This window comes from Porphyrobacter sp. THAI-01a (assembly GCF_056868655.1).
The window spans coordinates 3313742-3328171 of sequence record NZ_CP180579.1 but is presented as its reverse complement, the minus strand read 5'-3'; the positions used below and the strand labels follow the sequence as shown (position 1 = coordinate 3328171).

General features: G+C 69.2%; 11 protein-coding genes. 3 read left to right on the top strand and 8 right to left on the bottom strand.

Annotation, left to right across the window (positions count from 1 at the left end):
• The first annotated feature begins 84 nt into the window (after positions 1-84).
• Positions 85-963 (top strand): UTP--glucose-1-phosphate uridylyltransferase, encoded by an 879-nt coding sequence (locus ACMX37_RS16120; RefSeq protein ID WP_483146892.1) that lies wholly within the window; start codon positions 85-87, stop codon positions 961-963.
• A gap of 41 nt (positions 964-1004) precedes the next feature.
• Here the strand turns inward: ACMX37_RS16120 and ACMX37_RS16115 are convergent, their stop codons facing one another.
• The 8 genes from ACMX37_RS16115 to glnE all read right to left on the bottom strand — a co-directional run bounded on the left by ACMX37_RS16115 (position 1005) and on the right by glnE (position 11589).
• Positions 1005-2813 carry a flotillin family protein gene (locus ACMX37_RS16115; RefSeq protein ID WP_483146891.1) on the bottom strand — a complete coding sequence of 603 codons (1809 nt, stop codon included), beginning with the start codon at positions 2811-2813 and terminating at the stop codon, positions 1005-1007.
• A gap of 12 nt (positions 2814-2825) precedes the next feature.
• A complete protein-coding gene (locus tag ACMX37_RS16110) occupies positions 2826-3449 on the bottom strand; it encodes an OB-fold-containig protein (protein WP_483146890.1) in 624 nt (207 codons plus the stop codon).
• 116 nt (positions 3450-3565) lie between these two features.
• The gene (locus ACMX37_RS16105; protein ID WP_483146889.1) at positions 3566-4858 is read right to left on the bottom strand and encodes a cytochrome P450; all 1293 of its coding nucleotides are present in this window, start codon (positions 4856-4858) and stop codon (positions 3566-3568) included.
• Complete coding sequence (locus ACMX37_RS16100; RefSeq protein ID WP_483148428.1) at positions 4855-6396, bottom strand: acyl-CoA synthetase; 1542 nt, start codon at positions 6394-6396, stop codon at positions 4855-4857. Before ACMX37_RS16100 ends, ACMX37_RS16105 begins: the two co-directional genes overlap by 4 nt.
• Positions 6397-6713: 317 nt before the next feature.
• The gene (locus ACMX37_RS16095; protein ID WP_483146888.1) at positions 6714-7433 is read right to left on the bottom strand and encodes a M23 family metallopeptidase; all 720 of its coding nucleotides are present in this window, start codon (positions 7431-7433) and stop codon (positions 6714-6716) included.
• Positions 7434-7563: 130 nt separating this feature from the next.
• A complete protein-coding gene (locus ACMX37_RS16090) occupies positions 7564-8355 on the bottom strand; it encodes a ferritin-like domain-containing protein (RefSeq protein WP_483146887.1) in 792 nt (263 codons plus the stop codon).
• Between the two features lie 7 nt (positions 8356-8362).
• Complete coding sequence (locus ACMX37_RS16085; protein ID WP_483146886.1) at positions 8363-8836, bottom strand: peroxiredoxin; 474 nt, start codon at positions 8834-8836, stop codon at positions 8363-8365.
• Positions 8833-11589 (bottom strand): bifunctional [glutamate--ammonia ligase]-adenylyl-L-tyrosine phosphorylase/[glutamate--ammonia-ligase] adenylyltransferase, encoded by a 2757-nt coding sequence (gene glnE, locus ACMX37_RS16080; RefSeq protein ID WP_483146885.1) that lies wholly within the window; start codon positions 11587-11589, stop codon positions 8833-8835. Before glnE ends, ACMX37_RS16085 begins: the two co-directional genes overlap by 4 nt.
• Before the next feature lie 106 nt (positions 11590-11695).
• Here glnE and ACMX37_RS16075 point away from each other — a divergent pair, with 106 nt between their 5' ends.
• Both ACMX37_RS16075 and ACMX37_RS16070 read left to right on the top strand, forming a co-directional pair.
• Positions 11696-13399, top strand: a complete 1704-nt coding sequence (locus ACMX37_RS16075) for a M28 family metallopeptidase (RefSeq protein WP_483146884.1) — start codon at positions 11696-11698, stop codon at positions 13397-13399.
• Positions 13400-13406: 7 nt separating this feature from the next.
• Positions 13407-14390 carry an agmatine deiminase family protein gene (locus ACMX37_RS16070; protein ID WP_483146883.1) on the top strand — a complete coding sequence of 328 codons (984 nt, stop codon included), beginning with the start codon at positions 13407-13409 and terminating at the stop codon, positions 14388-14390.
• Positions 14391-14430 lie beyond the last annotated feature (40 nt).

Genomic DNA, 14430 nt, shown 5'->3' with positions numbered 1-14430 from the left:
TCATTGACCTGCGTTATGGCGCAAGGCACGGGAGACCGCGACGGGCGCAAGAACTTTCGCGAATTCATCAGCTCAAGGTGCCAGATGCCTCAAAAGCCGATCCGTAAAGCCGTGTTTCCCGTCGCCGGTCTCGGCACGCGCTTCCTGCCCGCGACCAAGGTCGTGCCCAAGGAGCTGCTGCCGGTGGTCGATCGCCCGCTGATCCAGTACGCCGTCGACGAGGCGCGCGAGGCGGGCATCGAGCAGATGATCTTCGTCACGGGGCGCGGCAAGACCGGGATCGTCGAGCATTTCGACATCGCCTTCGAACTCGAACAGACCATGTCCGAGCGCGGCAAGGACCTCTCGGTGCTCGATTGCGCGAGGGCCACCCCGGGCGACGTGATCGCGGTGCGCCAGCAGGTGCCGCTCGGCCTCGGCCATGCGATCTGGTGCGCCCGCGCGATCGTGGGGGATGATCCCTTCGCGATCTTCCTGCCCGACGAGCTGATGGTGGCGAAGGAAGGTGGCACCGGCTGCATGAAGCAGATGGTCGAAGCCTACGAACAGGTCGGCGGCAATCTCATCTCGGTGCTGGAAGTGCCGATGGAGCAGGTCTCCTCTTACGGCGTGATCGACCCGGGCGAGGCCAAGGGCGCGCTGACCGAGGTCCGCGGGCTGGTCGAGAAGCCGCCGGTGGCCGAGGCGCCCTCGAACAAGATCGTCTCGGGCCGCTACATTCTCCAGCCCGAGGTCATGCGCGTGCTCGAGAACCAAGGCAAGGGCGCCGGGGGCGAGATCCAGCTGACCGACGCGATGGCGAAGATGATCGGCACGCAGCCGTTCCACGCCGTCACCTTCGACGGCAACCGCTACGACTGCGGGAGCAAGGTCGGCTTCGTCGAGGCGACGCTGGCGATTGCTCTGGCGCGGGCGGATATGGGCGCCGAGGTGCGCGCGATCGCGATGGATCTGCTGAAGTAGGCGGCGAGGGGCAGCGCCGCCGCCCCTCGCACGATGTCCTCCTATTCCGCCGCCTCGCCCGCCGGTGCGTCATCCGCGTCGTTGTCGCGGGTGATCGCCTTCGGGGCGGCGGCTTTGGCGGGGGCAGGCGAGGGAGCCGTCTCGCCCTCGGCTTCGGCGGCTGATTTGACCAGACCCGAGAGCGAGGAACCGTCGAGTCCCAGTTCCTTCATCAGCCCGTCGAGCACCGGCGCCTGCGCGCGGTAGGCGAGCGCCGCGGCGACGGCATCGCTGGCGAGATTGCCCGAGCCGCCGCCCGAACCATTGCCTGCACCGCCGCCGTCGTTCGCCGCGCGCCCGCCGTTTGTGAGCCCGTCGACCTGCACGATCTTGATCGAATCGATCGCCTCCATCGGCTTGGCGCTCTCGCGGATGACTTCGGGCAGCACCTTGAGCAGCGCCAGCTTGGTCTGGAGCGAGATCTGCTCCATCGAGAGGATGTTCGCCGCCTCGTTGATCGCGCGCTGGCCCGCCGCCTCGACCTCGAAGCGGACCCGCGCCGCCTCGGCACGGAGCTTCTCGGCCTCGGCCTCGCCCTGGGCCTCGAAGCGGATCGCCTCGGCGCGGTTGGTGGCGGCGTCCTTTTCCGCCTCGGCCTGCACCTTGACCCCGATCGCGTCGCGCTCGGCCTGCTTGGCGGCCTCGATCAGCTCGATGGTCTTCTGGCGCTCGGCGATCTCGCGCTCGCGCGCGGTGGCGACGCGTTCCTCGGCCTCGACCGCCTTGGCGCGGGCTTCATCGGCCTCGGCCTTGGCCTGGCTTTCCTCGCGGCTCTTGTTCTGCACCGCGATCTGCTGTTCCTGCCGCGCGATCTCGAGCGCGCGCTGCTGGATGATGCGCGCTTCCTCGACGAGCCGGTCGGCCTCGATCTGCTGGGCATCGACCTGCTTCTTGGCCTCGATCCGGGCGATCTCGGCCTCGCGGTTGCGCTCCGCCTGTTCGCGGGCGATTTCCGCCGCCTGGGCCGCGCGCCGCACCTCGACCTCGCGCTCCTGTTCGAGCCGCGCATATTCCTGGTCGCGCGCGATCTCGAAGCTGCGCTTGTCGGCTTCGAGGTTCTTGCTCTCGATCTGGACGCGGGTTTCCTGCTCGATGTCGTTGCGCAGTTTCTTGCGCGCCTCGATCTGCTCGGTGAGCTTGGTCAGACCCTCGGCGTCGAAGGCGTTGTTGGCGTTGAAGTGCTCGATCGAGGTCTGGTCGAGCCCGGTGAGCGAAACCGATTCGAGCTCCAGACCGTTCATCGCGAGGTCGTTCGAGGAGACCTGCTGCACCTTCTGCACGAAATCCGCGCGCTGTTCGTGCAGCTCGTTCATGGTCATGCCGGCCGCCACGGAACGCAGCGCGTCGACGAACTTGCCCTCCACGAGGTCCTTCAGCAGCTCGGGCTGCATCGTGCGCTGGCCGAGGGTCTGCGCCGCCATCGCGATCGCCGCGGCATCGGGGCGGACGCGGACGTAGAACTCGGCCTTTACGTCGATCCGCAGCCGGTCAAGCGTGATCAGCGCCTCGGCATCGCGCCGCACAACGCTCAATACGAGGGTGTTCATGTTCACGGGCATCGCCTCGTGGAACACCGGGAAGACCAGCGCACCGCCGTTCATCACCACCTTCTCGCCGCCGAAACCGGTGCGCACGAAGGCGGTCTCCTTGGTCGCGCGGCGATAGAGCCGGATCAGGAAGACGAAGAAGACGATGAAGAACAGCACGGCGCTGACGCCGACCACGCCGTAAGTCACGAGATCGCCGGTGGAGGAGGCGAGATCGCCGGTCGGGACCAGCTCCCCGTTCGAGGTTGTCGTCGGCAAAGACATGTGCGTTCCCCTTTAAGATTCGAGCCCGAGCAGCGGGCTTTCGTATTGCACGCCGAAGAAGGTTTGCCCCTCGCGGCGCACCAGCAGGACGGTGTCGCCTGCGTTGAAGGCAAGTGTCTGGTCGTGCGGTTCGACCATGACGAAATGCGCCTGTCCGTGGCGGTCGATCACCTTGGCACGCGCGGGCGATCCGGCGCGCGCCGTGCCGATCTGGATCTCGGCGTCGCGCCGCACCAGCTCGTCGAGCGCGATCGCGGTGGTCTCGTCGCGCGGCATGATCGCGGCGATCGGGCGCATGGCGAGGCTGTTGAGCGGCAGGGCCGCTGCGCCCGCCGCCAGCGTCGCCCATCCGGCAGACAGCGGCGCGCCCAGCAGGCCTGCGATCCACGATTGCCCGATCAGTCCCAGGCCGCCGAAGATCAGCAGCAGGCTGGCGAGCCAGATCAGGAGCGGCACCCTGCCGAGGCCGAGCAGCGCCGTCAGCGCCTCGCCGAAGCCGCCCGCCTCGAGCCCGCCGCCGGCATCGACATCGCCCTCGAGCACATCGCCGAGCCCCGTGACCTGCGCGAGCGCGATCAGCGCCAGAGCGCCCAGCGCGATCACGAAGGGCAGATTGTGGCCGGCGAGCAGGCTCACGCGGCGCCAGCCCCGGCTGCAAGGCGAACGGAAGATCCCATGCCCCGGAAGCTAGGACAAACGGGGGCAAATCCCTAGCGGAATCGGACGGGTGATGTCCGATTTTGCCCGCCTTTTCAGGCGGGCGTCACGCGCAGCGGCAAGGTCTTCAATCCGCCCACGAATGTGCTGCTGGCGCGCTTCGCTTCGCCCGCCGGTTCGACCGCCGCCACCCGGTCGAGGATCGCCTCGAACAGGATCTTCATCTCCAGCCTTGCGAGGTGCAGCCCGAGGCACTGGTGCGCCCCCGCGCCGAAGGCGAGGTGGCGGTTGGGCGAGCGCGCGGCGTCGAAGCGGCGCGGGTCGGGGAACTGGGCGGGGTCGTGATTGGCGGCGACGTAGTTGATCATCAGCCAGTCGCCCGCCTTGATCTGCTGCCCGCCGATCTCGCAGTCCTCCGCCGCCGTGCGCATGAAGTGCTGGACGGGGCTGGTCCAGCGGATCGCCTCCTCGACGATGCCGGGAAGCAGCGAGCGGTCGGCGCGCACGCGGGCATATTGTTCGGGATCGTTCGCCAGCGCCTGCATCGCCCCTGCGGTGCTGGCCGAGGTGGTGTCGTGCCCGGCGGTGGCGACGATGATGTAGTAGCCCGCCATGTCGCGCGGCGGGAGCGGCTGGCCGTCGACGGTGGCGTTGGCGATGACGCTGGCGACATCGTCGGTCGGGTTGCGGCGGCGGTCTTCGGCGAGCGCGGCGAAATAGTCCTCGAAGGTCTTCACCGCCCCCGCGACGATCTGCACCACCTGTTCGGGCGTCATCTTGTCCATGCCGCTGCCCGACAGGTCCTTGTCCTGCCCGCCGAACAGCTGCTGGGTGAGCATCTGCATCCGGAATTCGTCCTCGGGCGGCACCCCGAGGATCTGCATCACCACGCGCAAGGGGTAAGGGCCGGAGACCTCCTTGACGAAGTCCACCTCCCCGCCCTGCTCCAGCATCCGGTCGACCGTGCGTGCGGCGAGAGCGCGCAGTTCATCCTCGAGGCGGGCGAGGCTCCTCGGCATGAACCATTCCTGGGTCAGCTTGCGATACTTGGGGTGGATCGGCGCATCGAACACCACCAGCGAATCGACCAGCATGTTCGAGCCCGTCGCCGCGCGGCTGAACTCGATCGCCTGGTTGAAGCTGAACACCACGGGGCGCGGGTTGTTGAGGAAGGCGGCGTTGTCCTTCGAGATGCGCATGACATCGTCATAGGCGGTGACGAGCCAGAAGGGCTCGAACAGCCCGGGCGTGTCGGGCTGGACCTTTGCGACCGGGGTGCTCGCCCGGATCGCGTCGAAGGTGTCGAGCAGCCCGTCCCACTCGGCATAGGCGTGCGGGTCGATGACCAGCCGCGCGACGTCGCCCGGCAGCACCGCCTCCCGGCTCACTCCGCCGGCTCCTTGGCCTTGGCCGCGTATTCGTCGCGCAGCTCGCGCTTGTAGAGCTTGCCGTTGGCCTCGCGCGGCAGGTCGGGGCGGAAGTCGAACAGCTTGGGCATCTTGATCTTGGAGAGGCTGGGGGCGAGGAACTCCCGCAATTCCGCCTCGAGCGCCGGTCCGGCGTGGGCCATGTCCTTGGGCTGCACCACCGCAACGACCTTCTCGCCCAGATCCGGGCAGGGCGCGCCGATCACCGCAGCGTCCATCACCTTGGGATGGGTGACGAGCAGGTTCTCGATCTCCTGCGGGTAGATGTTCACGCCCCCGGAAATGATCATGTGGCTCTTGCGGTCGGTGAGGTAGAGGAACCCGTCGGCATCGAGGTGACCGATGTCGCCCAGCGTCATCCAGCCCTTCGGGTGCATAGCCTCGCGGGTCTTGTCGGGATCGTTGTGATAGGTGGGCAGGAGGGCGTTCTCGAAATAGATCAGCCCGTCCTCGCCCGGACCCACTTCCTCGCCGTCCGGCCCGCAGATGTGGAGCGTGCCGTAGATCGCCCGTCCGACGCTGCCCGGGTGGGTGAGCCAGTCGGCGGAACGGATCATCGTCATCCCGATGCTCTCGCTGCCGGCATAGTATTCGTTCACGATGGGGCCCCACCATTCGATCATCTCGCGCTTGATGGGCACCGGGCAGGGTGCGGCGGCGTGGAGCGCGCGCTGGTGGCTGGAAAGGTCGTATTTCGTGCGCACCGCCGGATCGAGCTTGAGGAAGCGCACGAAGTGGGTCGGCACCCACTGGCTGTCGGTGACCTTGTAGGTTTCGATCGCCTTCAGCGCCTCTTCGGGATCGAACTTCTCCATCATCACCACCGTCCCGCCGAGCCGGTGGACGACGGAGCACCAGCCGATCGGCGCGGCGTGGTAGAGCGGCGCGGGGGAGAGGTAGATCATCGAGCCGTCGGTCGGCATCCCGGCGCCCATCACCGCAAGGCCGACGAGCGGGACGGCGGCCTGGGGATCGGGGTCCGCAGGCGGGGCGGGGCGGATGCCCTTGGGCCGGCCGGTGGTGCCCGAGGAATAGAGCATCACCATCCCGGCGCTCTGGTCGGGGATCGGGGTCGGCGCCTCCGCGGCGAGGGCGGAGGCGAAATCCTCGCCGTCGCCCGAATCCATCACCAGCACCGCAAGGCCCGGGCACTCGGCGCGGATCGCGTCCAGCATCCCGGTGAAATATCCGCTGGTAATCAGCAACTTCGCCTCGGCATCGCGGATGATGTAGGCGGCCTCGGGAGCGGTCAGGCGGGAGGAGATCGGCACCAGCATGGTCCCTGCGCGCTGCGAACCCCAGATCAGGGTGAAATACTCGATGCGGTTTTCCAGCAGCACCGCGAAGGCATCGCCCGCCCCGATCCCGTGGGCGCGCAGGAGATGGGCGAAGCGGTTCGATTCCGCCTCCATCTCTCCGTAGGTGATCTGCTGGCCGGAGCCGGTCATGATGACCGCCGGGTGATCGGGCCGGGTCGCGGCGTGCGCGATCGGGTGCATCGACATGATTTCTCTCCCAAGCAGCAGCGCCCACGGGGACTGCCGACATTCTCTCTCTGGAGAGAAAATCTAGCGGGCGCGGGAACGCTCGCAAGCGAAAAGAGTATGGGAATTGCTACTCATCGGCGGCAACCGCCCGCCGACGACCCCGCAACGACCTCGCGATGCACCCGCAACGCGAGGGACATGTGGCGCGCGCAAGAAAAAAGGCGGCGGGATAACCCGCCGCCCATGTTCGGACACCCTCTCCAATGTCCGGCCCGTTTACACGGGCAATCTCGTGAAGCTTGCTCGTCGGAGCCTTGGCTGAGAGTGGCTTATTCGCCGCCCTGGCCGGTGAGACGAGCGTCGCGGGCGTAGGCCAGCTGTGCTTCGCTCTCCACCATATACGGAATCGGATTGACTGCAAGACCCTCGACGCGAACTTCGTAATGAAGGTGCGGGCCGGTCGAACGGCCGGTCGAGCCGACATAGCCGATGAGGTCGCCCTTCTTCACGTTGTCGCCCGCGGCGACCGCGAGGCGCGAGAGGTGGGCGTAGCGGGTCTGCATCGAGGCGCCATGCTCAAGGCTGATGTAGAGGCCGTAGCTCGAATACCAATCGGCGCGGCTGACGATGCCATCGGCGGTGGCGTAGACCGGGGTGCCGGTCGGCGCGGCGAGATCGATCCCGGCGTGCTGGCGGCGGCCGCCGAGCACCGGATGGTTGCGCATCCCGAAGCCGCTGGTCAGCTGCGCCCCTTCGAGCGGCATGCGCGACGGAATCGAAACGCCCGTCACCGGGACGGGCGAGGAATAGGCGGTCACGGTCTGGCCGGTGCCGGCGGTCGGGGCGGTGCGCTCGATCGCCGTCCAGCTGGCGAAGAGCGACTTGAAGCGCGCGTCGCCGTTGTCGACCACGTCGCCCTGCGCTTCGCGCACCGGCGCGACGACATCGGCGCTGGTCGCGGAATTGGCGGAATTGGCGGTGTTGGCGAAGGCCGGCGCAGCGGCTGAAACCAGAACGGCGGAGCAGGCTGCGGCAGCCAGCTTCAGCACTCGGCGCAAGGCAAACTTCATAACTGACCCGGTCCCGATTGCGGCGCCATTTTTCTGGTCCGGCGCCGTAGGAATGTTCCGGCACGTCTGATGCGCGCCTTGGCTGGAGAGTGGTTATCCGGGTGAGTCGTTAATAGGCAATCGTCGCGTAGAAACCGCGCGACAAACCGGCAGCAAGACGCGCCGAGTCGTTGAACGGCGGCTTAACCTGCCCCCGAAAGTGCCGTTTTACGAGGTCCTGCCACAGGGATTCGGGTTCCATCTGCGCCATTTCGGCACAGCGCAAAAAATGCTTTGTGCCTGCCGCGACGTGGCGGATTTCGTCGTCAAGTATCCGTTCGAGAATCCTCGCGCCGTTCTCGTCCCCCGCCGCGCGCACCCGCTCGAGCGTCGCCGGGGTGACATCCAGACCGCGCGCCTCGAGCACCATCGGCACCACCGCCAGCCGGGCGGCGACATCGCCGCGGGTCGCATGGGCGGCTTCCCACAGCCCCGCATGGGCGGGGAGCGCGCCGTAATGGCTGCCGAGGTTCTGGAGCTTCCGTGCCAGCAGCGCGAAGTGCATCGCCTCGTCGGCGGCGACGGCGAGGAAATCGCCGACGAATTCCTCGCCCATCTCACCGCCGAATCGCCCCGCCATGTCGAGTGCGAGGTCGATCGCGACGAACTCGATATGGGCGAGGCTGTGCCACAGGGCGATTCGCGCCCGCTCGCTCCCGCCCTTGCCGCGCTTAGGCATCCGATTCGGCGGGAGCAGTTCGGGCGTGTCGGGCCAGGCGGGCCGGTCGGGCATGGCCACGTCGAAGTCCCACGCCAGCCGCCCGCTGCGCCATGCCCGCGCCACTTCGCGGGTGGCGAAGCACTTGGCGCGCGGCTCGGGCGTGAGCAGCGCGGCGCGGATGGCGCGGGCGACGGTGGTCATGCGGGGATCAGAGGGCCTTGGCGGCCGCCAGCACTTCCTCGGCGTGGCCGGCGACCTTCACCTTGTCCCAGATGCGGGCGATCTTGCCCGACGCATCCACCAGATAGGTGGCGCGCACCATCCCCATGTATGTCTTGCCGTACATCTGCTTTTCCGCCCACACGCCGAGCGCGTCGGACAGCCCGCCCTCCTCGGCATCACTCGCGAGCGGGGCGGTGAGGCCGTGCTTGGCGATGAACTTGGCGTGCTTCTTGGCCGGGTCCTTGCTGACACCGAGCAGCTTCGTGCCCGCCGCCTCGAACTGGTCCTTGAGGGCGGAGAAATCCTTGTTCTCGGTGGTGCAGCCCGGGGTGTCGTCCTTGGGATAGAAGAAGATCACCAGCTTCGATCCGGCGAAGTCGGAGGGCTTCACGCTGCCGCCCTCGGGGGTTTCCATGGCGATATCGGGGATGGCGTCGCCGACGCCGGGGAAGTTGCTCATGCGGGGTTCTCCTGTTCGCTTGCGAGAATGTCCGTGCCCAGAATTTGTTTCCACACTTCCGCCACCCTGAGCCGCGCCGCGGCAAAGGCTTGCTCGAGGTCGGCATAGGAATCGAACCCGCAGGCCCGCGCCAGCGCCCGCGCGCCCGAAGGCGGGGGCTCGCGACCGTCGGGGGCGAGCAGGCGTCCGGCCACGAGCATCCGGCTCATCAGCGCATGGGGCCCGGCAAGGTCCGCGGGCACCAGCCCCGCCGCCGCGAGGCCCCCGAGGGCCTGTTCGAGATCGGGAGACAGCGCCTGCGCGGCAGCTTCGGCGAGTGGGCGGCCGTCGGCGGTCTCGCCCTTCAATTGCAGGTAGTGGACGAGGAACTCGATATCGACGAGGCCCCCGCGCGTCAGCTTCGCGTCCACCGGGCCGCCGGGCTGCTTGTGCTTCGCCATCTCGGCGCGCATTCCCAGCACCGCCTCGCGCAGCGCCACCATGTCGCGCGGGGCGTGGAGCACCTCGGCGAGCACCGCCTCGAGCTCGGCCCGCGCGGCGTCGGACCCGTAGAGCACCCGGGCGCGGGCGAGGGCCATGTGCTCCCACGTCCATGCCGCCTCGCGCTGGTACTTGCCGAAAGCCTCGCAGGACACCGCCAGCGGACCCTGGTTGCCCTGCGGCCTCAGGCGCGTGTCGACCTCGTAGAGCGCCCCCTGCGCGGTCGGCACCGAAAGCGCGGCGCTGACCCGGCTGGCGAGGCGGTTGTAGTAGATCGTCCCGCCAAGGGGGCGTGGCCCGTCGGACTGGGCGGAAAAGTCGCCGGTGAAGAGGTAGACGATGTCGAGGTCCGAGGCGTGGGTCAGCGCCCCGCCGCCCAGCCGCCCGAGGCCGAGGATCAGCAGCTCGCTTCCCGCGATGCGCCCGTGCTTGACGCCGAACTCCACGACGGTTGCCGATGTCGCCAGCCGCAGCGCCGCCTCCGCCGTGCGCGACAGGGCGCGGGCGATGGCGAGCGGATCGGCCAGCCCCTCGATCAGCTGGATGCCGAGCGCGAAGCGGATCTCGCCCGTCACCACCCGGATCGCATCGAGCAGCGCCTCGTAATCGTCGCGCACCGCCGCGCCCTTCATGCGCGCCATGATCGCGGCTACCTCGCCCGGCAGGTCGAGCGCGTCCTTGTCGATCAGGGTGTCGAGCAGTTCGGGCTTCCGTGCCAGCTCGTCCGACAGGACGGGCGCGAGGGTGAGGGCGGCGACCAGCCGGCGGGTCAGGTCGGGCCGCGCGTCGAGCAGCCGGAAGGTGGTGATGGCGGACGGCACGCTCTCGATGATCCGCTCCCAGCGGGTGATCGCGCGCATCGGATCGTCGCTTTTGGCGATCGCTTCGAGCAGCGTGGGGGCGAGCCGGTCCCAGGCTTCCACCGCCTGCGGGGATCGGATCGCGGCGTGGCGTCCGTCGCGCCAGGTCTCGATCCGCTCGGCGAGGGTGTCCGGCTCGGGGAAGCCCCATTCGGCGAGGTTGTGCGCGAGCGCGCTGACCGGCATGGCGACCGGGGCGGGGGCGGGGTCGCTCCGGCCGATCAATTCCTCGTAGATGCGCCCCGTGCGCTCGGTGATCGCGGTCAGCTCGGCGACCAGCGCCGCGCCGTCGGCCAGACCGTCGAGCCGCGCAACGTTATCCAGCGCCTCCCCTTCGGGCAGGGCATGGGTCTGGCGGTCGTTCACCATCTGCAAGCGGTGCTCGATCTGGCGCAGGCGGTCATAGGCCTCGCCCAGCGTGACCGCGTTCTCGGGAGCGATCCATCCCGCGCGGGCCAGCGCGTCGAGCGCGGCGCGGGTGCCGCGCACCCGCAGCGAGGCGTCGCGCCCGCCGTGGATCAGCTGGTGGGTCTGGGCGTAGAACTCGATCTCGCGGATCCCGCCCCGCCCGCGCTTGACGTCGAAGCCGGGCCCGGGGGCGGGCGGGCCTTCGTGGCTGTGGCGGATGCGGTGGGTGAGGGCGCGGATCTCCTCGATCGCGCCGAAATCGAGTTGGCCGCGCCAAACGAAGGGGCGGATCTCGTCGAGGAAGGCCTCGCCCGCCGGAATATCCCCTGCCGCCGCGCGGGCGCGGGTGAAGGCGGCGCGCTCCCACGCCAGCGCCGCGCCCTGGTAATGGGTGAGCGCCGCGCCCACCGGGACCGCGAGCGGGCTGACCTCGCTCGCTGGTCTGAGGCGCAGGTCGACGCGCAGGGCATAGCCCTCGGGCGTATTGGCCGAAAGCAGCGCCACCACGCGGCGCGCGTATCGCTGCGCCGCCTCGCCCGGATCGTCGCTCGCGCGGCGCGGCAGGCGGGCGCGGTCGAACAGCAGGATCGGGTCGATGTCGGAGGAATAGTTGAGCTCGCCCGCCCCCTGCTTGCCGAGCGCGAGGGCGATGAAGCCCTCGGCAGAGTCGGCATCGCAGCGTTCGGCGATGGCGGTGCGGATCGCGCGGTCGAGGGCGCGGTCGGCGAAGGCGGTGAGCTCGCCCACCACCTGCGCCAGCGGGAAGGCGCCTGCGAGATCGCCCACCGCCAGCGCGGCGGCGAGCGCCAGCCGCTCGCGGCGCAGGGCGACCTCGGCGTCGGAGGCCTCGCCCTGCGCCCGCGCCCATGCGAGCGCCCCGGAGCCGTCCCCCGCCGCCAGCAGCGCGGCCAGCTCCGGCTGTCGGTCGAGCGCGCGCGCCAGGAAGGGCGCGTGGGCGCGGGCGCGGGCAAGCGCGCTTTCCCAATCAGGCCGGTTCTCTCCCATCGCCCGCCTCTCTGGCCGCGCCGCCGCCGTGCTGCAAGAGCGGTGTGCTTGCGCCACCCGCGAGGCTCTGCAACAGGGGGCGCGGATGGATGAGAGGAATCTGGCAATGACGATCCGGCAATTCGCAATCGGCACCCTGCTCGCCGGCGCGCTCGCGCTGGGGGCGTGCGAGGGCCTGCCCGTGCCCGGCGGCGCGGGCGCGGCGCTCGACATCCCCGAGGTCGAGCCCGGCCAGCTCTCCGAAGCGACGATGAAGGACGTCACCCGCATCCTCTCGAGCGACGCCTTCGAGGGCCGCGCCCCCGGCACGCCGGGCGAGGAAAAGACCATCGCGCTGATGATCGAACGCTTCAAGGCGGCCGGATTGCAGCCGGGCAACGGGGATTCCTGGGTGCAGGAAGTCCCGCTGGTCGAGATCACCGGCAAGGACTACGCCCCGCTGACGATCACCGGCAAGGGCGCCCCCCTCTCCTTCGATTTCCGCAAGGACTGGGTCGGCGTCACCTACCGCGAGGAAGCCGCGACCAGCCTGGCTGACAGCGAGCTGGTCTTCGTCGGCTACGGCATCAACGCCCCCGAAAAGGGCTGGAACGACTACGCGGGCCTCGACGTGAAGGGCAAGACGGTGGTGATCCTCGTCAATGATCCCGACTGGCAGAGCGCGGGGCTCGAAGGGCCCTTCAACGGCAAGGCGATGACCTATTACGGGCGCTGGACCTACAAGTATGAAGAAGCCGCCCGTCAGGGCGCGGCGGGGGCGCTGATCGTTCACCAGACCGCGCCCGCCGCCTATGGCTGGAATGTCGTCGAAAGCTCGTGGACCGGCCCGCAGGCCTATGCCCAGCGGGGCGAGAATGCGCCCCCGCTCACGCAGATGAACGGCTGGCTGACCGAGGATGCCGCGCGCAAGCTGCTCACGGCGGCGGGGCAGGATCTCGATGCGCTGACCAAGGCGGCGCAGGCCAAGGGCTTCAAGCCCGTGCCGCTCGGCATGAAGCTTTCCACCCGCTTCGCCAGCGACGTGCGCAGCTTCACCTCGCACAACATCATCGGCATCCTGCCGGGCAGCGAGAAGCCCGACGAATACGTGCTCCACACCGCGCACTGGGACCACCTCGGGCGCTGCTCGCCCGCGCCCGACGGCGACGATATCTGCAACGGCGCGGTCGACAACGCCACCGGCACCGCCGCGCTGGTCGCGCTGGCCGAGGCCCACGCCAAGGCCGGGCCGGCGCGCCGCAGCCTCGTGTTCCTCGCGGTGACGGCGGAGGAATCCGGCCTGCTCGGCGCGACCTACTATGCCCAGAACCCGGTCTACCCGCTGGCGCAGACCGTGGGCGGGGTGAACATGGACGCCTTCCAGGTCGCCGGCCCGGCCCGCGACGTGACGGCGGTCGGCCTCGGCAAGTCGCAGCTCGACCTCTTCCTCGAAACCGCGCTCAAGGCCGACGGGCGGACCGCGACCCCCGATCCCAAGCCGGAGAACGGCTACTACTACCGCTCCGACCACTTCGCCTTCGCCAAGCTCGGCGTGCCGATGCTCTATATCGACGGCGGCGAGGACCTGATCGAGGGCGGGCGCGAGGCCGGGGCCAGGGTCGCGGCGGACTATACCGAGAACCGCTATCACGGCCCCAAGGACGAGTTCAACGAGACGTGGGACTGGTCGGGCGTGATGGCCGACCTGCAGCTCTACTACCGCCTGGGGCGGATGATGGCGACGAGCACCAGCTGGCCGACCTGGAACGAGGGCGACGAGTTCCGGGCGATCCGCGAGGAAAGCTGCAAGGCCAGCGACAAGGGCTGCTGATCCCCCCATGACCATGATCATGCCCCCCGAATGGGCGCCGCAGGACTGGATCTGGATCGGCTTCCCGCACCTCACCGAGGAGTGGCCGGGGTGGCTTGAGCCCGCGCAGGAGCAGATGGCGGCCTTTGCCTCCGCCGTGGCCGAGAGCGGGCAGGAGGTGCGGCTGCTGGTCCGGGACGAAGCCAATGCGGCCCGCGCGCGCCAACTGGTCAGCGGCAAGGTCACGCTCGAGACCCGCGTCTATGGCGACGTGTGGCTGCGCGACACCGGGCCGCTGGTCGTGTCGGACGGGAGGCAGCGCATCGCGCGCCGCTTCGGCTTCAACGGCTGGGGCGGGAAATACCTGATGCCGGGCGACATGGAGATCGGCGCGGACATCGCGCGCGATGCGGGGCTGGCGGTGACCACCACGGCGATGATCCTCGAGGGCGGTGCGGTCGACGGGGACGGCACGGGGCTGGTGGCGACGACCGAGGAATGCCTGCTCAACCCCAACCGCAACCCGCACCTCTCGCGCACCGACATCGAGGCGGAGCTGGCCGCGCAGCTCGGCTTCACCCGCGTGCTGTGGCTGGGCGATGGCCTCATCAACGACCACACCGACGGCCATGTCGACAACCTCGCGCGCTTCGTCGGCCCAAACCGGCTGGTGGTGCCCGAGCCGACCGGCAAGGACGATCCCAACGCCGCGATCTATGCCGATGCGGCGGCGCGGGCCGAGGCCTTCGGGGTCGAGGTGGTGCGCATCCCCTCCCCCGGCCGGATCGAGCGCGACGGGCGGGTGGAGCCGGCGAGCTACGTCAACTTCGCGATCACCTCTCACCTCGTGGTGGTGCCGACCTTCGGCAGCCCCCACGACGCGGACGGTGTTGCCGCGATCGCCGCGCTGTTCCCGGACCGCGACACCATCGGCCTGCCGGGCGAGGCGGTGCTGGCGGGCGGCGGGGGCTTCCACTGCGCCAGCCAGCAGATGCCCGCCCTGCCTGCATGAGCGGATTAACGCTTCGTTAGGACATTGGCGCGAGACTGCG

Excerpts from the sequence above, each read along its gene's own strand:
- ACMX37_RS16070 (WP_483146883.1), top strand. The coding sequence starts at position 13,407 with ATGACCATGATCATGCCCCCCGAATGGGCGCCGCAGGACTGGATCTGG.
- ACMX37_RS16075 (WP_483146884.1), top strand. The coding sequence starts at position 11,696 with ATGACGATCCGGCAATTCGCAATCGGCACCCTGCTCGCCGGCGCGCTC.
- glnE (WP_483146885.1), bottom strand. The coding sequence starts at position 11,589 with ATGGGAGAGAACCGGCCTGATTGGGAAAGCGCGCTTGCCCGCGCCCGC.
- ACMX37_RS16085 (WP_483146886.1), bottom strand. The coding sequence starts at position 8,836 with ATGAGCAACTTCCCCGGCGTCGGCGACGCCATCCCCGATATCGCCATG.
- ACMX37_RS16115 (WP_483146891.1), bottom strand. The coding sequence starts at position 2,813 with ATGTCTTTGCCGACGACAACCTCGAACGGGGAGCTGGTCCCGACCGGC.
- ACMX37_RS16100 (WP_483148428.1), bottom strand. The coding sequence starts at position 6,396 with ATGCACCCGATCGCGCACGCCGCGACCCGGCCCGATCACCCGGCGGTC.
- ACMX37_RS16090 (WP_483146887.1), bottom strand. The coding sequence starts at position 8,355 with ATGACCACCGTCGCCCGCGCCATCCGCGCCGCGCTGCTCACGCCCGAG.
- ACMX37_RS16120 (WP_483146892.1), top strand. The coding sequence starts at position 85 with ATGCCTCAAAAGCCGATCCGTAAAGCCGTGTTTCCCGTCGCCGGTCTC.